18 protein-coding genes and 1 pseudogene are annotated in these 18,536 nt (G+C 45.0%); 14 read left to right on the forward strand and 5 right to left on the reverse strand.

Features of this window, described 5'->3' with window-relative positions; all coding sequences use genetic code 11:
• Positions 1-3 precede the first annotated feature (3 nt).
• The 4 genes from HFELIS_RS06855 to tig are packed head-to-tail and all read right to left on the reverse strand — an operon-like array spanning position 4 to position 3,947.
• Positions 4-1,527 carry a YifB family Mg chelatase-like AAA ATPase gene (locus HFELIS_RS06855; protein ID WP_013469821.1) on the reverse strand — a complete coding sequence of 508 codons (1,524 nt, stop codon included), beginning with the start codon at positions 1,525-1,527 and terminating at the stop codon, positions 4-6.
• Positions 1,527-2,048, reverse strand: a complete 522-nt coding sequence (gene def / locus HFELIS_RS06860; protein ID WP_013469822.1) for a peptide deformylase — start codon at positions 2,046-2,048, stop codon at positions 1,527-1,529. Before def ends, HFELIS_RS06855 begins: the two co-directional genes overlap by 1 nt.
• A 1-nt stretch (position 2,049) precedes the next feature.
• Positions 2,050-2,643 carry an ATP-dependent Clp endopeptidase proteolytic subunit ClpP gene (clpP, locus tag HFELIS_RS06865; RefSeq protein ID WP_013469823.1) on the reverse strand — a complete coding sequence of 198 codons (594 nt, stop codon included), beginning with the start codon at positions 2,641-2,643 and terminating at the stop codon, positions 2,050-2,052.
• The gene (gene tig, locus HFELIS_RS06870; protein WP_013469824.1) at positions 2,640-3,947 is read right to left on the reverse strand and encodes a trigger factor; all 1,308 of its coding nucleotides are present in this window, start codon (positions 3,945-3,947) and stop codon (positions 2,640-2,642) included. Before tig ends, clpP begins: the two co-directional genes overlap by 4 nt.
• Positions 3,948-4,030: 83 nt before the next feature.
• Here tig and fliI point away from each other — a divergent pair, with 83 nt between their 5' ends.
• From fliI to fliY, 14 genes and pseudogenes are all read left to right on the forward strand, one after another.
• Positions 4,031-5,341: a flagellar protein export ATPase FliI gene (fliI, locus tag HFELIS_RS06875; RefSeq protein WP_013469825.1), complete on the forward strand. Its 1,311-nt coding sequence runs from the start codon at positions 4,031-4,033 to the stop codon at positions 5,339-5,341.
• An 84-nt stretch (positions 5,342-5,425) separates the two neighbouring features.
• Positions 5,426-6,595 (forward strand): NifS family cysteine desulfurase, encoded by a 1,170-nt coding sequence (locus tag HFELIS_RS06880; RefSeq protein ID WP_104578002.1) that lies wholly within the window; start codon positions 5,426-5,428, stop codon positions 6,593-6,595.
• A 14-nt stretch (positions 6,596-6,609) separates the two neighbouring features.
• Positions 6,610-7,589, forward strand: a pseudogene (locus HFELIS_RS06885) (iron-sulfur cluster assembly scaffold protein).
• A gap of 75 nt (positions 7,590-7,664) precedes the next feature.
• Positions 7,665-8,438 (forward strand): HpaA family protein, encoded by a 774-nt coding sequence (locus tag HFELIS_RS06890; RefSeq protein WP_013469828.1) that lies wholly within the window; start codon positions 7,665-7,667, stop codon positions 8,436-8,438.
• 26 nt (positions 8,439-8,464) lie between these two features.
• Positions 8,465-10,102 carry a methyl-accepting chemotaxis protein gene (locus HFELIS_RS06895; protein ID WP_013469829.1) on the forward strand — a complete coding sequence of 546 codons (1,638 nt, stop codon included), beginning with the start codon at positions 8,465-8,467 and terminating at the stop codon, positions 10,100-10,102.
• A gap of 47 nt (positions 10,103-10,149) precedes the next feature.
• Positions 10,150-10,638, forward strand: a complete 489-nt coding sequence (gene aroQ, locus HFELIS_RS06900; RefSeq protein WP_013469830.1) for a type II 3-dehydroquinate dehydratase — start codon at positions 10,150-10,152, stop codon at positions 10,636-10,638.
• 3 nt (positions 10,639-10,641) lie between these two features.
• The gene (locus HFELIS_RS06905; protein WP_013469831.1) at positions 10,642-11,667 is read left to right on the forward strand and encodes an aminopeptidase P family protein; all 1,026 of its coding nucleotides are present in this window, start codon (positions 10,642-10,644) and stop codon (positions 11,665-11,667) included.
• A 97-nt stretch (positions 11,668-11,764) separates the two neighbouring features.
• Positions 11,765-12,154 (forward strand): 2-amino-4-hydroxy-6-hydroxymethyldihydropteridine diphosphokinase, encoded by a 390-nt coding sequence (gene folK / locus HFELIS_RS06910; RefSeq protein WP_231844161.1) that lies wholly within the window; start codon positions 11,765-11,767, stop codon positions 12,152-12,154.
• Entirely contained in the window at positions 12,151-13,494 is a 1,344-nt protein-coding gene (gene flhF / locus HFELIS_RS06915; protein WP_013469833.1) for a flagellar biosynthesis protein FlhF, read from the forward strand. Before folK ends, flhF begins: the two co-directional genes overlap by 4 nt.
• A complete protein-coding gene (locus tag HFELIS_RS06920; protein ID WP_013469834.1) occupies positions 13,491-14,363 on the forward strand; it encodes a P-loop NTPase in 873 nt (290 codons plus the stop codon). Before flhF ends, HFELIS_RS06920 begins: the two co-directional genes overlap by 4 nt.
• A gap of 10 nt (positions 14,364-14,373) precedes the next feature.
• Positions 14,374-14,685, forward strand: a complete 312-nt coding sequence (locus HFELIS_RS06925; RefSeq protein WP_013469835.1) for a hypothetical protein — start codon at positions 14,374-14,376, stop codon at positions 14,683-14,685.
• Positions 14,672-15,385: an RNA polymerase sigma factor FliA gene (locus HFELIS_RS06930; RefSeq protein WP_231844162.1), complete on the forward strand. Its 714-nt coding sequence runs from the start codon at positions 14,672-14,674 to the stop codon at positions 15,383-15,385. Before HFELIS_RS06925 ends, HFELIS_RS06930 begins: the two co-directional genes overlap by 14 nt.
• Complete coding sequence (gene fliM / locus HFELIS_RS06935; RefSeq protein ID WP_013469837.1) at positions 15,378-16,439, forward strand: flagellar motor switch protein FliM; 1,062 nt, start codon at positions 15,378-15,380, stop codon at positions 16,437-16,439. Before HFELIS_RS06930 ends, fliM begins: the two co-directional genes overlap by 8 nt.
• On the forward strand, positions 16,436-17,314 hold the full coding sequence (fliY, locus tag HFELIS_RS06940; RefSeq protein WP_013469838.1) for a flagellar motor switch protein FliY: 879 nt from the start codon (positions 16,436-16,438) through the stop codon (positions 17,312-17,314). The genes fliM and fliY overlap by 4 nt, the downstream gene beginning before the upstream one ends.
• An 18-nt stretch (positions 17,315-17,332) precedes the next feature.
• Here the strand turns inward: fliY and lhgO are convergent, their stop codons facing one another.
• Positions 17,333-18,535: an L-2-hydroxyglutarate oxidase gene (gene lhgO / locus HFELIS_RS06945; protein WP_013469839.1), complete on the reverse strand. Its 1,203-nt coding sequence runs from the start codon at positions 18,533-18,535 to the stop codon at positions 17,333-17,335.
• Between the last annotated feature and the right edge of the window lies 1 nt (position 18,536).

Raw genomic sequence — 18,536 nt, forward strand, 5'->3', positions numbered from 1 at the left:
GGATCAAACCTTTCTAAATTGGAGTGCCTTGAGCATGTGGGCTTTCTGGATAGTAGCACAGCTTGCTAAATCGGCAATGGTGCGCGCCACTTTCTTCATCTTGTTGATGGCGCGCTCAGAGAATCCATAGCGCAAAATTGCTTGATCCAATATTTGCGCGGCTTGGGAGTCCAAAAGACAAAATTGTGCGATCTCTTGTTCGTTCAGCTTGCCATTCAAACGGGCTTGCCCCCTAGATTTTTGCATTTTAAAAGCCTCTAAAACTTGTTGGTGCATGGATGTGGAGCTGTGCGTGCTTTTGGCGTGTATTTCTGTAGGACTCATCTGCACAAAGAGATCGATGCGCTCTAAAAAAGGCGCACTGAGGCGGTTTTTATACGCGATGATGTCTTTTTCTAAACAACGGCAGACCTTAAAATTATCCATTAAATTGCCACAAGGACAGGGATTCATCGCCCCTACAAAGAGAAAAGAGGTGTCATAGCTGATCTTGCTAGCCACCCTAGAGATCACCAGTTGGTTATTTTCCATCGGTTCGCGCAAGGCTTCCAAAATGTCCTTTTTAAAATGGGGGAGTTCATCAAAGAATAAAACCCCATTGTGGGCTAGGGCGATCTCTCCGGGTTTAGGATTGTTGGCTTGCATAGAGCCTAAAATACTGGATTTGGACGCGCTCTGGTGGGGGTTTCTAAAGCTTCTTAAGGGCGTGTAGTTGCCCTCTTGATGGCTTAAAATGCGCAATTTGGTAGAGGCGATCATCTCCTCTAGGGTGCTGGGGGGCAAAATATAGCGCATGCGCTTGGCAATCATGCTCTTTCCACAGCCCGGAGAGCCTTCAAAAAGGATATTATGCATTCCGCTTGCCGCAATTAAGGCGGCTTGTTTGGCGTGTTCTTGCCCGCGCACATCGGTAAAATCTAGCTCAAATTCTTGGGTGTAGTAATAGGGTGTATCGCCGATCTGCAAAGAATCAAAGGGCAATTTAGGGGCATGGGAGCGGGAGGGTTGGGTGTCTTGGGTGATGATCTCTAAGGCTTGGTTTAGATGTTCTACAAAATGCAGATGTAAATTAGGAATCAAGCTAAAGAGTTCATGCCCGGCTTTAGGGAGGATCACATGGGCATTAGGGGCTTGCAGGGCAATGTCTAAGAGCATGGGAAAAATGCTATCGCTGTGCTTGATCTTACCATCTAAACCCAATTCCCCAAAGGCAAACCACACATGTTTTAAGGGGTTTTTCTGCAAGGCGATCAAGAGTGCCATGGGCAGATCAAAATGACTCCCGCTTTTGGGCAAATCGGAGGGGGAGAGGTTGATAGTGATTTTCAAGGGCGGGAAAGCAAAGCCATTATTTTGCAAAGCCCCCTGCACGCGTTGTTTGGATTCTTGAATAGCATTATTGGGCAGTCCAGCGATCACAAAGGCGGGCAGGGCGCGTGTAAAACTCCCCTCCACCTCTACAATTTTGGCATGTGCCCCGTGCATGGTGGCACAATAAAGAGTATTGACATGCGCTTGGGCGCGCATTAATCCTCACTCTTGAGGGCTTTTTTAAATTCCTTTTCAAATTTTTTACGCTTGAGCATGGAGAGCTTGTCTACAAATAAAATCCCATTGAGGTGATCCATTTCGTGCTGGATTGCCACGCTCAATAACTCGCTAGCCTGCAACATTTTAGATTCCCCATGGCGATCTTGATAGGCTAGAGTGAGATTAGCATGCCGCTCAATCTCCTCGTAAAACTCGGGCACAGACAAACACCCCTCGCGCCAAAGAATGCTCCCCTCCGTGTGGGTGATCACAGGGTTGATGATCTCTAGGCGATCTTCTGGGTGTTGGGTTTCGTCCTCTTCGCGGGGCAGGTTGATAATAAGAATGCGCTTAGGCACGCCTACCTGAATGGCAGCTAAACCAATACCCTTACGCGCTAACATGGTTTCATGCATATCCTCTAAAAACGCATGCAGTTGCGCGTCAAACACACGCACCTCGCTAGAGCGCGTGCGCAACTTCTTATGAGGATATTGCAGAACTTCTAAGATTGCCATTCTAAGCCTGTTTGGAGCTTTTAACTAAGACCTCATCCACAAGCCCGTATTCTTTGGCTTCGAGCGCGCTCATGAAAAAGTCGCGATCGGTGTCTTGCTCGATTTTATCTAGGGGTTGCCCGGTGTTAGTTGCCATGATTTGATTGAGTAAATCTTTCAGGCGCAAGATTTCCTTAGTATAAATGGCTAGATTGCTCGCCTGCCCCTGCGTGCCTCCTAGGGGTTGGTGGATCATAATCCTTGAATGGGGTAGAGAAAAGCGTTTGCCCTTAGCCCCACAACTGAGCAAGAACGCGCCCATCGAGGCGGCTTGCCCAATGCAGATGGTGCAAATATCCGGATGGATGTAATTCATGGTGTCGTAAATGCTAAAACCGCTGGTTACAGACCCCCCGGGGGAATTGATATATAGATTAATGTCTTTTTCAGGGTCTTCAGCCTCTAAAAAAAGGAGTTGGGCGACAATGCTAGAGGCGACTGCGTCGTTGATTTCTCCACTGAGTAAAACAATGCGGTCTTTGAGCAGACGCGAGTAAATGTCATAACTGCGCTCCCCCCGCCCAGTTTTTTCGATCACAAAGGGGATATGATTCATGCCTGCGCCTTGGCCAGTTGTCGATCGAGTAAGAATGTGAGCAGACGATCTTCAATGAGAGTCATTTTCACAGCTGGAAGCATGAAATTTTTTTCATAATGCTCAATGAGTTTTTGGGGATTTTGGTTGGTCATCATCGCTTCATAATAGAGAGTTTGAAAAACTTCTTTATCATCCACTTGAATATCCTCCTGTCTAGCTAGGGCGTCAATGATGAAAGTAACTTTGACACTTTTGAGCACTCTTTCCCTTAAGCTTTCTCGTTTTTCCTGCACCTTAGAGGGGTCTTTTTGCAATTCTTCAATTTCCTCTTTAGACATGCTCTGTAAGGATTGGCGTAGGACTAAATCCATTTCTTGCTCAACCACCGTATGGGGTAGATCAAAATTTAGTGCTTTTTCTAAGTTTTCTACTAATTGATCCTTGAGCTCTTGGTTATAAAGTTTGATTTTGGCTTCCATAAAAAGCTGATCTTTAAGCCTCTCTTTGAGCATGTCCAAAGTGGGCTCTTTTTCTTGATTGAGCACGGTTTTGACAAATTCTTCATCAATGGCAGGGATTTCTCGGTTTTGGATTTTATGGATTTTCACACGAAATACCACTTCTTTATCTGCTAGAGCGGCACTAGCGTAATCTTTGGGAAAATGCACAGAAAAGCTCTTTTCCTCTCCTACTTGCATCCCTATAAGCTGATCTTCAAAATCTTTGAGCAAACGCCCCTCACCCACAATCAGGGCAAAATCCTTAGCGCTATTGCCATCAAAAGGTTTCCCTTCTAACAAGCCTTCAAAGTCCAGCACCACACCCTGTCCCTCACTAATCTTAGTGTGTTCAGGCGCGTCAGAAAAGGTAGATTTTTCCTTTGCTAATTGTTTTAAGCGTTCCTCAACTTGTTCAGGCGTGATAGCTTCCACGGAAAAGCTAGGGATGCAAGTTTCAATGCCAGAGAGATCGATTTGGGGCCTAAGACCGATGTTAAGTTCAATATCAAAGTGCTGATCTTGTTTTTCAAATTTGATAATTGCCGGATTGCCCATCATTTCATGGGGGGCAAGTTTGAGCTCTTCTACCCCTGCCTTGAGCACAGAATCCAAAAGTTCCTTTTGAGATTCTTCTTGAATCTGCGCTTGGTAGCGTTGGTTGATAATATCAATAGGCACCTTGCCTCTTCTAAAACCATCGATTTTTGTTTTCTGGGCGATCCTTTTGGCAATTTTTTGCGCTCTTTGTTGAAAATCTTCAAGGGAGGACTTGGCGTATACACGCGCATTGGCTCCATCTAGTTTTTTGGTTTCTAAAACCATTCATAACTCCTTGGGTTTGAGTATAATAAGGGGTCATTCTAGCTAAATCTGTGTTAAGCGATAATTAAACCCTGGGAGTGTCAATGTCCTTAGAATCCCTCAAAGCCCGCCTGCAACTTGTGCGCGATCTCTCGCCCCGCTATGGCATGGTTTGCAAAATTTTACCCAATATGGTTTTTGTGCAGGGGTTTTTACCCTCTGTAGGGGATGTGGTCAAGGTGGAGCGGGGCGATGGCAAGGAATGTTTAGGCATGGTGGTGGTGGTGGAGCAAACACAATTTGGCTTTGCGCCCTTTTCCTTTGTGGAGGGGTGCAAGGTGGGGGATCGCGTACTCTTTGTCAAAGAGGGTTTGAGTTTCCCTGTGGGGGAGGGTTTGCTAGGGCGCGTACTCGATCCGCTAGGCAATCCCCTAGATGAATTAGGCTTTGTGCGCGCCAGTGCTTTTGCGCCCGTGATGGTAGAACCTATGAAACCCCTAGATCGGGGCGTGATCGATGAACCCTTTGGGGTAGGGGTTAAGAGCATTGATGCTTTGCTGACTTGTGGTAAGGGGCAGAAACTAGGCATTTTTGCAGGGAGTGGGGTGGGCAAATCTACTCTGATGGGCATGGTGGTGCGCGGGTGCAGTGCGCCCATCAAGGTGATCGCCCTCATTGGGGAGCGGGGGCGTGAGATTCCGGAGTTTATCCATAAAAATCTGCAAGGTAATTTGGATAATACCGTGCTTGTGGTCGCTACTAGCGATGATTCCCCTTTAATGCGCAAATACGGCGCGTTCTGCGCGATGAGTGTGGCGGAGTATTTTAAAAATCAAGGGCATGATGTCTTATTTATGATGGACTCTATTACGCGCTTTGCAATGGCACAACGCGAGATCGGACTGGCGATGGGCGAGCCTCCTACTAGCAAGGGTTATCCCCCCTCTGCGCTCACCTTACTACCCCAGCTGATGGAACGCGCGGGCAAGGAGAAAAATAAAGGGAGCATTACGGCGTTTTTCACCGTTCTCGTTGAAGGCGATGATCTCTCTGATCCCATTGCCGATCAGGCGCGCAGTATTTTAGATGGGCATATTGTTTTGAGCCGTGAGCTCACCGATCATGGCATTTACCCCCCCATCAATATTTTAAACTCCGCCTCTAGGGTGAGCAAAGAGGTGAGTGCGACAGAACACATGTTAGCTGCGCGCAAATTCCGCAAACTTCACGCCTTGCTCAAAGAAAACGAGGTTTTGATTCGCATAGGCTCTTACCAACCCGGGTTTGATGCAGACCTAGATGAAGCAATCGCCAAAAAGGCGGGCATGGAAGCTTTTATGTTACAAGAAGAAGAGGAGATTGTACCCAGTAATACCAGTATCCAGCAGTTGATCGCGCTTATGCAAGAATCTTAAGATTGCGCAAAGGATAGCGTGGTATATCCATTTTTACTATGAAAATGATTTTTTATATATCCAAACTCTACTTTTTTAGGATTTTTGATGGAACGGATTTATTTAGATAATAATGCCACGACTAAGGTCGACCCTGCAGTAGAGAGTCTAATGACTCCTTATTTTAGCGCGCAGTATGGAAACCCTAATTCTTTGCATAAATTTGGCACAGAAACCCACCCAGCGATCCTAGAGGCACTGGATAAACTCTATGCGGGCGTGGGCGCGCGCAATGAGGACGATATTATCATCACCTCCTGCGCGACTGAGAGCAATAACTGGGTGCTCAAGTCCATGTATTTTGATGCCTATCTCAAACACGGCAAGAATCACATCATCACGACCGAAGTAGAGCACCCGGCTGTGCATGCTACTTGTCAGTTTTTAGAGAGCGTGGGGATGGAGGTAACTTATCTACCCATCAACGCGCAGGGCACGATTAGCGCAGACCAAGTTAAAGAGGCGATCACAGATAAAACCGCTTTAGTCAGCGTGATGTGGGCGAATAACGAAACAGGCTTGATCTTCCCCATTGAAGAGATCGGGGCGGTGTGCAAGGAGAGGGGGGTTCTCTTGCACAGCGATGGAGTGCAGGCGATTGGGAAAATCCCGGTCGATGTGCAACGGGCTAATGTGGATTTCCTCTCTTTTTCAGCACATAAATTTCATGGACCTAAAGGCGTGGGGGGGTTGTATATCCGCTCAGGGGTGGAATTGACCCCACTTTTACACGGGGGAGAGCACATGCGCGGACGGCGTAGCGGAACTTTGAATGTGCCCTACATTGTGGGCATGGGCGAGGCGATGCGCTTGGCTCAGGAACATTTAGAATATGAAAAAAAGGTCGTAGGGGAATTGCGCGACAAACTAGAGGACGCGTTGCTCAATATCCAAGATGTCTTTGTGATTGGGGATCGCGTGCATCGCGTGCCTAACACGACTTTAGTGAGCGTGCGTGGAATCGAGGGCGAGGCGATGCTTTGGGATTTGAACCGCGCTAACATCGCTGCTTCTACGGGGAGCGCGTGCGCAAGCGAGGATTTAGAGGCTAACCCGGTGATGGTCGCCATTGGGGCAGATAAGGAACTTGCCCACACGGCGATCCGCTTTTCTCTAAGCCGTTTTAATAAGGCAGAAGAAATCGATTATACGATTGAAGTGTTCAATAAAGCCGTGAAACGCTTGCGCAATATTTCTAGCTCTTATGGCTTTTAAAGAAAGGAGATAGCATGGCAAAGCATAATTTATTAGGCGGGGCTCTTTGGGATGCGTATTCTAAAGAGGTGAGCAGACGCATGGACAACCCCACCCATTTAGGAGTCATTACGGAGGAAGAGGCGCAGGCTAGGGGGGCTAAGCTCATTGTGGCAGATTATGGCGCGGAGGCGTGTGGGGATGCGGTGCGCCTTTATTGGTTGGTTGATCCCAAGACAGATACAATCATTGATGCGAAGTTTAAGAGTTTTGGGTGTGGGACCGCGATCGCTAGCTCGGACATGATGGTTGAACTCTGTTTGGGTAAGCGGGTGCAAGATGCGGTTAAAATCACAAACTTAGATGTAGAACACAGCCTAAGAGATCACCCCGATGTGCCCGCTGTGCCCGGGCAAAAAATGCACTGCTCGGTGATGGCTTATGATGTGATCAAGCAAGCCGCTGCGCAGTATTTGGGCAAAAACCCCGAGGATTTTGAGAGCGAGATCATCGTGTGCGAGTGCGCGCGGGTGAGTTTGGGCACAATTAAGGAGGTGATTAAACTCAACGATCTTAAAAGTGTGGAAGAAATCACCCAATACACCAAAGCGGGGGGCTTTTGTAAAAGCTGTGTAAAACCCGGTGGGCATGAAGCTAGAGAATATTACCTAGTAGATATTCTCAGAGATGTGCGCGCCGAGATGGAAGAACAACAGCTCAAAGAAAAGGCGCAAAAATCTTTGAGTGGGAATCTAGCCTTTGTAGATATGACGATGGTGCAAAAAGTCAAGGCGATCGATCAAACTATCGATGTGCATATCCGCCCTATGCTCATGATGGATGGAGGGAATTTAGAAATCCTAGACATTAAAGAGGGGGGGGGTTTGTAGATGTGTATATCCGTTACATGGGCGCATGCGATGGGTGCGCGAGCGCGAGTACGGGAACTTTATACGCTATCGAAGGAGTGTTACAAGAACATTTAGATGAGCATATCCGCGTTTTGCCAATTTAGTTTAAAGATGAGAATTTGGGGGAGGGTATTTGGATTCCCATGCTATAATTGCGCACTATTTTTTAGGAGTTTATTTTGGGTAAAAAACTAAGAATTTGGCTGTCATGGATGTTGTTAGGGGGTTTTGGGGTTTTAGTGGCCGATTCGAGCACTCAAACTCCTCAAACTCCTCAAACTCCTCAAACTCCTAACTCTACTGCTCAAAAGAAACCCAAACCTATTGTAGGTGATACAATCTTAGATTTTAGCTATCCTATTAATATTGTCCAAGAACCCATTAATAATCGCTTTGTGGGTCTGCTTGCCCCGCATATGCAAGTGAGCGACAATCTCAAGTCCTATGTGCAAAAATTCCAAGACGCCTTGTTGAACCAAATACAAGAGATTTTTCAAAAACGCGGTTATCAAGTTCTGCGCTTCACGAGCAAGGATGCTCTTACAGCTGAAGAGAAACGCAAGACTTGGGCGGTTTTGAATTTGAGCGGTTGGGTGGGGGTTTTAGAAGATGTGAAGATGAACACCAGCGATCCGGCCAAACAGGACTTAGATGTGATGGTGGATCAGAGCTCTGGATCGGTGTGGTTTAATTTCTTTGAACCTGAAACAGGGCGTGTTATTCACAATTTTGGCATAGATGTGGGCGGTGATCAGGCCACGACACACACTTATAGTTATCATGGAGATCGCGCGCCTCAGGTTGATCCCAAGCAGTTGCTCAAGGATAAAGACGATGCGATCCGTAGAATTCTAAATAAAATGTATGTCAAGGTCATGAAGAAGCTTGTTGCAGAACTCACTGATGCCAATATTAATCGCTATAGAGACGCTATAGAAAAAATTAAGAAATAATTGTCTGTGGCGCTTAAGGTGGTGGAATGCATAGATTGAGGATGTCCCAAAAGCTTTATGGGGGCTTTGGAATTGTCATCATTTTGATGGTGATCTTAAGTGTTGTGGGAGTGATTCGTGTGCATACCATTAACCAAACTCTTACAGAGATCACCGACTACAACGCGGTAAAACAACGCTATACCATCAATATGCGTGGCAGTGTGCACGATCGTGCTATTGCCGTGCGCGATGTGGTGATCGCGCAGGATAAAGAGATGTTAGGGGTGCAAATCGCCCTAATTCGCAAACTTCATGGGGATTACCAGGAAGCTAAGAAATTGATGGAGACAATGTTCACGCATTTTCCTAACCATATTAGTGATGAAGAGCGGACACTTTATGCGACCATCAATGGTATCGAAGCCATAGCTCTCCCTCAAATCAATAAACTTATTGACCTCAAACTTGCTGGCAACACCAATGTTGCAACCTTTTTACAACAAGGTTTAGCACAGAATATTGTAAGGTGGCTCGCCTCTATCAATGCTTTCATCGATCATGAAGAGAAGCTTAATAAACGCCTCACCACCAAAGCTAGGAACATCACTAGAGATTTTAGCTATTTGATGGTGAGTTTAACTCTCATTGCGCTTGTAATTGGCTTAGGAATCGCCTTTGCAGTGGTGCGCGATGTAGGAGCTTCTTTGGGGTCTGAACCTGTCTTTATTAAAGAAATCATTAGCACGATTGCTAAGGGCGATCTTTCTAATCAAATACGCACTAAGTTTAAAAACAGTGCTTTGGATGCGATCCAACACATGCAAGCGTCTATGGTAACTATTATTCAAGAAATCCGCCAATCTTCTATGGATATTTACCACAAATCTACCCAAGCCTCAGAACTATCTCGCATTTCTCAAGAAAATGCCGCCAAACAAGAAAACATGACAGCCGAGCTCATCACGACAATGGAGCATTTGCAGGGAAGTATTGAGGGTGTGAACACCATTATTGCTCAGACAGAGGAAAACTCTTTGCAGAGCGTGGATTTGAGTCAAAAAGGTAAAGAAGCTGTGCAAAATACGGCTCAAGGAATGGCACTCATTAGTCAACGGGCATCTGAGAGTGCGGAGCAGATTCACTTCTTAGACAAACATGCACAAAACATCGGTCATAGTGCTGAACTCATACAAGGTATCGCCGATCAAACTAATCTTTTGGCCTTGAATGCGGCCATCGAGGCGGCACGCGCAGGCGAGCATGGACGAGGCTTTGCAGTGGTGGCCGATGAAATTCGCAAATTGGCCGAGCACACTAGCAACGCAACCAAAGAGATCGATCAAGTGATCAAGCTCATTCAGGATGAAACACGAAAATCGGTCTCTAGCATAGAGAGCATGGGTTCTGAAATTGATAAAAGCCAAGAATACGCTAACCAAGCTTCTTGTGCCTTAGAGGCTATCTACAACAAAGCGGCCAGTTCTTTAGAGGATGCTAAAAGCGTTGTGGTGCACTCAAAAAGTCAGTATCAGGACATCGCCCGTATTGCTAGTGAGATCGATCACATCGCACACATTGCTAAAGAAGTGGTCGCTTCTATGAGCTCAAATAGCCAAGAAATCAGCACCCTTAAGCTCACGGCGCAAAACCTCCAAAAGATCGTGCATAATTTCAGACTCTAATTGTGCTATAATCTACCATCCGCTACAAGTTACTATAAGGAGTTTTAATGAAAATTTTGGTCATTCAAGGGCCTAATTTGAACATGCTAGGGCATAGGGATCCTAGACTTTATGGACCTATTACCCTCGATCAAATCCATGAAAACATGGAAACCTTTGCCAAACAAAACAATCTCGAGTTAGAATTTTTTCAGACAAATTTTGAGGGCGAGATCATCGATCGCATTCAAGAATGCGTAGGGAGTGATTTTGAGGGTATTATCATTAATCCCGGGGCGTTTTCCCACACTTCTATCGCAATTGCCGATGCGATTATGCTTGCAGATATGCCTGTAATTGAAGTGCATTTGAGCAATATTCTTGCCCGCGAAGAGTTTAGGAAGACTAGCTATACGGGGGCTGTGAGCGCGGGCGTGATCACAGGTTTTGGGGCTTTTGGTTACCATGTGGCCTTAATTGCGATGATGCAGATTTTAGCCGAACTCAAAATGATTAAAGAAAATCAGGCCCAAGCTATTTCTCAAGATCAGGGCTAAGGCGTGGAAACACACTTCACCACAGACGAAAACGCTCAATATTTTGAGTGTGGTTACAGTTGCGATCACGGTATCTTTTTGCAATTAGAAGATCGGGCGTTTTTTATCACCGATGCCCGTTACACCGTGGAGGCGCGCCAGAATGTGCGTGCGGAGGTGGAGGTGTTAGAGTCCTCTGATTTATGGGCAAGCGTGCTCGCCCTAGCGCGCAAGACTTCACAACTTTATTTTGATAAAAATCAAATTAGCGTGCAAGTGTATGAACGGCTTGTAGCAGGCTTGCCAGAAACAAAATTGGTAGGCGTAGCAGACTATCATAGAAAAAAACGCCTAGTTAAAAGTGAGGAGGAGATCGCTTTGCTCAAGCGTGCCCAACAACTTAATGTGAACGCTTTTGATGATTTTGCTAAATACCTTGTTGGCGCAGAGGGACAGAGCGAACGCTATTTGCAATTCAAGAGCAAGGAATTTTTGACGCGACTTGGGGAGTTGGATTTAAGCTTTAAGCCTATTGTGGCGATCAATGCTAATGCGGCTAAACCGCACGCTCTGCCTAGTCCAAGTGTGCATCTCAAACACGGGGATTTGTTCTTGGCTGATATGGGGATTAAATATAAGCGTTATTGCGCCGATCGCACCCGCACAGCCTTTTTTGCAGATACGGGTTTTAATTTTAGCAAAGATCAGCACTTTAAAGACAAAGAGTTGCAAAAAATTTATGATGTCGTGCGCAAGGCTCAGGAGACCACTATTGAGCGTCTTAGAGCTGGTATGACTGGCAAGCAAATTGATGCGATCGCACGGGGAGTGATTACTGAGAGTGGCTATGGAGAATTTTTTTCTCACAGCACTGGACATGGCATTGGGTTAGATATCCATGAACTGCCCTTTATTTCTGCGCGCAGTGAAACAGTGATTGAGGATGGCATGGTGTTTTCTATTGAACCGGGGATTTATATTCCGGGCAAGTATGGAGTGCGCATCGAAGACCTTGTGGTGGTGCAAAATTCTAAAGCCACAGTGTTATGAAGATCGGGGCAAGCTTGTTTACACCTCTTGTTTTCCGGGGTGGTGTGGGCGTAGCCATGCATTTAAAAATGCAGTAACTTTAGGAATAGGGAGTAATGTGGGCGATTCTAAAAAGGTTTTTCGGGCCTTGTGGGGATGGTTGGCACGCCACCGGTTAGTTTCAAGATTATGCTCTTCACCTCTTTATATCAACCCTGCTTTTGGCTACACAAATCAAAGGGATTTCACAAATGCAACCCTCTCTTTCCAAACGCCTTTGAGTGTTGGGCAACTCTTTAGCATGCTTTTTTACTTAGAACGCCGTTGGGGCAGGGAGCGCAAACGCCCTTTTAAAAATGCCCCTAGAACTCTTGACATCGATCTGCTCTTTTTTAATCGCATGGTTTATAGACAAGATTATCTCACTTTGCCCCATCCACAATGGAATCAACGCGCCTCTGTATTGATTCCTTTAAGCTTGCAACATGCCATTTGGGGGCCAGCATGAAACTTTATACTTATAGTGGAGAAACAACGGCCGAAGCCTTAAAAAGAGCCCAAAGTGAACATGGGCACAATGCTTTGGTTGTAAAAGCCCAAGAGATTCGCAAGAAGAGTCTCACAGAGCCCGGTCTTTATGAGGTGGTTGTGGCCGTAGACAAACCCCCAGAAGAGCCTAAAAAAAGTAATAATATGCAAGAACGCCTAGATAGTGCACGGCAAGCACGCACGCCTGAACCCCCTCCCCCTCTCAAAGAAGAGGTGAGTATTGAACTCTCTAAAACCCTTGAAGAAATGCGCAAACTTGCCGGGGTGTCTGCACCACCTCCTCCCCCCCCTCCCCCTCCCCCTCTACCCACACAGGTGCACGAGCTAGAGGATAATCTCAAAGAGCCCCCTCCTATCAAAAAAGATAAAAAAGAGAAGGATGTAGGTTTACACTCTCTTAAAGGAGAGCTCAATAAAATTAATGACAATCTCAAGCTCATCCAAAACATGGTTTGGAGCGAGGAAAAGGGGCAAAATTTTGTCATCCCGCATGAATTTGCCGAAATTTATCGTTTGGCTAAAAATAGCGGGATGCACAAAATACACCTAGATGAAATTATGCGCTTGAGCTTAGAGCTCATGCCTGTTAAAATGCGTGAAAACTCCGTAACCGTGAAGCGTTATTTTAGAGAGGTTTTGCGCAAGATGATCTATTGCCGTCATGAAAATTTAGACCCCAACTACAAGAAAATTTTAATGCTAGTAGGGCCTACTGGAGTGGGCAAAACCACCACATTAGCAAAATTAGCCGCACGCTATTCTAAGTTATTGGACAGAAAATATAAAGTAGGCATCTTAACCTTGGACACTTACCGCATCGGGGCCGTGGAGCAACTTAATTGGTATGCCAAAAAAATGAAAATTAGCATTGAAACTGTGATGGATTCTGAGGATTTTACTAAGGAGATGAAAGCCTTAGAATACTGCGATGTGGTGCTGATTGACACAACGGGGCATTCCCAACGCGATAAAAAGAAAATTGAAGCCCTAAAGAAATTTACACAAAATGGCTACAAAATTGACACAACCCTAGTGCTCTCTTTGACTACAAAATACGAGGATTTGAAGGATATTTACAACGCCTTTAGCCCCCTAGATATAGATAGCTTGATTTTTACTAAGTTAGATGAGAGTCAGGGATTTGGCAATCTCTTTTCTTTGGTTTATGAGAGCAAAAAGCCTATTAGCTACCTTTGTATTGGGCAGGAAGTGCCTATGGATCTGCTAGTGGCTAGTAATGACTACCTAGTAGATTGTATGTTAGATGGATTCACCCACCCAGATAGGACACAGACATGACTCAAAATCAGGCAAGTGGCTTGGAACATATCATGGAGCCTAGAAGCATTTTTAGCAAAAAAGGTAAAACGAAGTTTATTGCCATTACAAGCGGTAAGGGCGGAGTGGGTAAAAGCACCATTAGCGCGAATTTGGGCTATAGCCTTTTTAAATCTGGCTATAAAGTTGGTGTGTTGGATGCAGACATTGGCCTAGCTAACTTGGATATTATTTTTGGTATCAAAACCAATAAAAATATTTTACACGCTTTGCGAGGTGAGGTGCGCTTTAGCGATGTGATCTATCCTATTGAAAAAGATTTTTACCTAGTGCCCGGGGATAGTGGAGAGGAAATTTTTAAGTATGTCAGTCAAGAAATCCTAGATAGCTTTGTAGATGAAGAGAATGTCTTAGACGACCTTGATTACATGATCATTGATACGGGGGCTGGCATTGGGGAATTTACACAAGCTTTTTTGCGCGCGAGTGATTGTGTGGTGGTGATCACAACTTCCGATCCAGCAGCTATCACAGATGCCTACACCACGATTAAAATCAATTCTAAAACCAAAAATGATGTCTTTGTTTTGGTCAATATGGTTGATTCCGCCGATAAAAGCAAACAAATTTTCTCAGGTATCCAACGCGTAGCTAAAGAAAATATTCCACATATGACCTTGAATTACTTGGGCTATATCCAAAATAGCAATGCGCTCAGACAGGCGATTAAAAACCGCAAGCTTCTTTGTAAAAGCGAACCCTTTAACACTTTTTCTTTCACTATGGAGCAAGTGGCGAAGATTTTAACCATGAAAATGGAACACAATGTGTTAGAAACACCTAAGGACAATTTCATTGGATTTTTTAAGCGTTTACTAAAATATCTGTGAGGTGGCCACCATGAAAGTTGAGAATTTTGTAAACTTTTCCATCGTGGGGGGGTTTTTTATCGGCTTGATTTTGTCTCTCATCAAGTTTGATGAGCCGGAGTATGTTCTCTTTGGAACTTTAGTTTCTACGGCTGGCTTTTATATGATCATGCTTCTTTTTGCTTCCATCTTTATGAACTTTATCTATCCACGCAAAAAATTCCTCAATAAAGCGGATTTAGAACGCCGTCTTACCCATTTTAATAAGGAATTTGTAGAAAGAGAGCGCGAGGTAGAGGCGTTGTTAAAGTATGTGCATAATTACGAATTTGACGAGAAATAGAGTGCTCAAAAAATCTAGTTACGATGCCCAAATTCAGAGCTCTCAGGACGCTTTGGCGATCCAATACCTCCCTGCCGTGCGTGCAATGGCTTTTCGCCTCAAAGAGCGGCTCCCTAGTTGTGTGGATTTTAACGATCTAATTTCTGTAGGCACAGAAGAGCTTATCAAATTAGCGCGCCGCTATGACACTTCTTTGAACGATTCGTTTTGGGGGTATGCTAAAACCCGTGTGAACGGAGCGATGTTAGATTATTTGCGCTCCTTAGATGTCGTGTCGCGCGCGTCTAGAAAATTGATCAAAAAGATCGATCACGAGGTTTCTAAATATTATAACGAGCATGGTCAAGAACCCGATGATGCCTATTTGGCTGAAGTGCTTGGAGAAGACATTTCTAAAATCCGCGATGCTAAGATGGCTTCGGACATTTATGCGAGTGTGCCCATTGATGAGCAGTTTAATGCCATTGAACAGCGCAATATCAACGCAAAACTTGAATTTGAAGAGCTTATCGCCCACATCCATGCCATTCTTAAAACCATGTCTGAGCGCGAACAACTCATCATCCAGCTTTATTTTTTTGAAGAGCTGAATTTGAGTGAAATTCGGGAGATTTTGGGGGTTACAGAATCGCGGATTTCTCAGATCATCAAGGAGGTGATTAAAAAAATCCGTATCAATCTAGGGGGTTTACATGGCTGATATTTTAAGTCAAGAAGAGATCGATGCCCTCTTAGAGGTGGTGGATGAGTCTGAGGATGTCAACACCCTTCAAAAACGCGAGATCATGCCCCAAAAGCAGATCACGCTTTATGATTTCAAACGCCCCAATCGGGTTAGCAAAGAACAATTACGATCCTTTAGAAGTATCCATGACAAAATGGCGCGTAGCCTCTCTAGTCAAATTTCAGCAATCATGCGCAGCATCGTAGAAATTCAATTACACAGCGTGGATCAAATGACCTATGGGGAATTTTTGATGAGCTTGCCTAGCCCCACAAGTTTTAATGTCTTTTCCATGAAACCTGTAGGAGGCACGGGGGTTTTGGAGGTCAATCCTAGTATCGTTTTTCCCATGATCGATCGCCTGCTAGGGGGCAAAGGCAGTTCCTACGATCAAACCCGCGAATTTAGCGATATTGAACTCAATTTACTAGACACCATTTTAAAGCAAGTCATGCAGATTCTCAAAGATATTTGGAATCCGGTAACTGAGTTTTTCCCCACCATTGACGCTAAGGAATCGAGCGCGAATGTTGTGCAAATTGTAGCGCAAAATGAGATTGTGATCATGGTGGTGATGGAGATTGTGATCGGGCATTCTCGAGGCATGATGAATCTATGCTACCCTGTGATCTCTATTGAAGGGATTTTATCCAAAATGGGCAATCGCGATGTGATGCTCACAGAAACTAGCTCTAAGAAAAGCCGTAATAAAGAATTGCAGGCCTTAGTAGGTGGGGCTAGTGTGGATGTGTCGGCCTTTTTGGGGAGTGTGCGCCTCACCTTAAAAGAGGTGTTAGATTTAGTAGTGGGAGATACCATTCGTCTTAACAAAGTGGCTAATGACACGGTGGTTGTCAATATTGATAAAAAAGAACGCTATTTAGCCACCGTAGGCTATCAAGGTTATCGCAAAACCATTAAGATTAAAGAGGTGATCCACACTGAAAAAGATCGCGTCAAAGAAGTGTTGGAAGTCCTAGAAAACCAACGCAAACTTAAAATTGGCAATATCAAGGAAGAAGAAGAATGATTGAGGATTTTTTAAAACTTTTTGTCCAAGAATGCACTTCAACTTTGGGGGGCTTGCTAGGCAAAACTCCTGCCATCGAACTTAAAAATGAAATTTCTGTGGGGGATTTTATTTTTATCGAACATGCTTCTGTGGTGGTGCAGGTTAAACCTCAAACCAATGTAACCATCACTTTAGCCGTTCCCGTGCCTATGGCGACCGCTCTAGCGGATTTGATGGTGGGCGGAGAAGGTACGAGCAAACAAACTCTGGAAAAAGATGACCTAGATGCCATTAAAGAAATCGGCTCTAATATTTTTGGAGCCCTTACGACAGCCCTGCAGGCTCAAGAGGTCATCCCCAAACTCTCTTTTGAGGTCAGTGAGGCGGTGGACGCTCAGGACGCTTCTTTATTAGATCCTTATAGCGATGGGTATGAATTTGGCTTTGAGCTTGAACAGGTCAAATCGAGCTTCTTTATTTTCTGTGGGGGAGTTTTCATTGATCTATTTAAGAAAAAAGTCGCTCCGCAAAACACTTCTAAACCTAGAAACGCGCCCTCTATGCCTAATCTTCCTGTAGTGCCTACAGAACGCACTGAGAGCGATGGCCACTTGGAGCAGCTAGAAGCGCGCAATATCAACATGCTTTTGGATATTAAGCTCAATGTAAGGGTGCGCATTGGACAGAAAAAAATGATTTTAAAAGATGTGGTTTCTATGGATATTGGGAGCGTGATCGAACTCAATCAAATGGTCAATGACCCCTTAGAGATACTTGTAGATGATAAAGTCATTGCTAAGGGTGAAGTGGTGATCGTAGATGGTAACTTTGGGATTCAAATTACCGACATTGGGAGTAAAAGAGATCGCCTAGAACAACTTAAGGATAGCTAAGTCTCTCTTCTCATAATTTTACTTTAAAATATTTTCCAAGCGTTCAAGAATATGTCTACCTATGGGCAGGGCTGAGGTGGCAGCTGGGCTGGGGGCGTTGCACACATTCACACTCCGCTCTGTATTACAAAAGAGAAAATCCTCTATCAATTCTCCATTCTCGCTCACTGCCTGTGCGCGCACCCCTGCAGGGTGCGCTCTCAAGTCTTCTAATTTTAAAGAAGGGCAGTATTTTTGCACCAAAGAGAGATAACTTTTTTTACAAAAGGAATGTCTAAACTCGGAGCAACCCGTTTTAAAGTGGGTTTTGATCACTTGCCTTACCCCCTTGTGTATCAACATTTCTTTGAGATCGCCCCAACTCACATCGCTTTTAGCATACCCCTCTCTTTTAAAAGCCAAAACCGCATTGGGCCCCACGGTAACACTCCCATCGATCATGCGCGTTAAATGCACGCCTAAAAAGGGCACTTGTGGGTCAGGAATGGGGTAAATAAGGTGCTTGACAATTTTATTACAGTGCCCAGCAAGTTTAAAATACTCGCCTCTAAAAGGACAGATGGTGAATTTGGGCATGATCCCTAACATCTTCACAATGCGATCGCTGTGCAAGCCACAACAAGTGATGAGGTAATTTGTCTCAAAAACCCCGTTTTTACTAAGGATCTTCACCCCCCTAGCATGTTCGCTGAGCGCGACCACTTGGGTGTTATAAAAAATCTCCCCTCCCTTTTCTTGAAAACGCTTAGCCATCGCCCTAGTAACTTCTACATAGCTCACAATCGCGCTAGTAGGGAAAAAGATTCCCCCTAAGCCCACAATGTTTTTTTCCATCTCTTGGAGTTCTTGGGCGTTCAAACGCACCCTCTCTAAACCATTTTCCTTAGTGCGCTCCCACAGATTCTCCATGCGCTGGAGTTCTAGCGCATTGCTAGCGACCAATAATTTCCCACACTGCTCATACACAATGCCATTATCTTCACAAAAAGCCTTTGTCGCCCTATTGCCCTCGTAGCAAAAATTAGCCTTGAGAGTGCCTGGGGTGTAATAAACCCCAGCGTGAATCACCCCGCTATTGCGCCCGGTTTGGTGTAGGGCACTGCTGGGTTCCTTTTCTAAAAGGGCAATTTTGGCATCTGGGTATTTGTCCAATAATTGCATCGCGACAGAATGCCCCAAAATCCCCCCACCTATAATAATAAAATCGTAAATGACAGCCATA

It is taken from the genome of Helicobacter felis ATCC 49179 (genome assembly GCF_000200595.1).
GTDB classification, from domain to species: domain Bacteria; phylum Campylobacterota; class Campylobacteria; order Campylobacterales; family Helicobacteraceae; genus Helicobacter; species Helicobacter felis.

Bases quoted from the DNA above. Each gene is read 5' to 3' on its own strand.
- HFELIS_RS06855 (WP_013469821.1), bottom strand. From the start codon at position 1,527: ATGCGCGCCCAAGCGCATGTCAATACTCTTTATTGTGCCACCATGCAC.
- def (WP_013469822.1), bottom strand. From the start codon at position 2,048: ATGGCAATCTTAGAAGTTCTGCAATATCCTCATAAGAAGTTGCGCACG.
- clpP (WP_013469823.1), bottom strand. From the start codon at position 2,643: ATGAATCATATCCCCTTTGTGATCGAAAAAACTGGGCGGGGGGAGCGC.
- tig (WP_013469824.1), bottom strand. From the start codon at position 3,947: ATGGTTTTAGAAACCAAAAAACTAGATGGAGCCAATGCGCGTGTATAC.
- fliI (WP_013469825.1), top strand. From the start codon at position 4,031: ATGTCCTTAGAATCCCTCAAAGCCCGCCTGCAACTTGTGCGCGATCTC.
- HFELIS_RS06895 (WP_013469829.1), top strand. From the start codon at position 8,465: ATGCATAGATTGAGGATGTCCCAAAAGCTTTATGGGGGCTTTGGAATT.
- aroQ (WP_013469830.1), top strand. From the start codon at position 10,150: ATGAAAATTTTGGTCATTCAAGGGCCTAATTTGAACATGCTAGGGCAT.
- flhF (WP_013469833.1), top strand. From the start codon at position 12,151: ATGAAACTTTATACTTATAGTGGAGAAACAACGGCCGAAGCCTTAAAA.
- HFELIS_RS06920 (WP_013469834.1), top strand. From the start codon at position 13,491: ATGACTCAAAATCAGGCAAGTGGCTTGGAACATATCATGGAGCCTAGA.
- HFELIS_RS06925 (WP_013469835.1), top strand. From the start codon at position 14,374: ATGAAAGTTGAGAATTTTGTAAACTTTTCCATCGTGGGGGGGTTTTTT.
- fliM (WP_013469837.1), top strand. From the start codon at position 15,378: ATGGCTGATATTTTAAGTCAAGAAGAGATCGATGCCCTCTTAGAGGTG.
- fliY (WP_013469838.1), top strand. From the start codon at position 16,436: ATGATTGAGGATTTTTTAAAACTTTTTGTCCAAGAATGCACTTCAACT.
- lhgO (WP_013469839.1), bottom strand. From the start codon at position 18,535: ATGGCTGTCATTTACGATTTTATTATTATAGGTGGGGGGATTTTGGGG.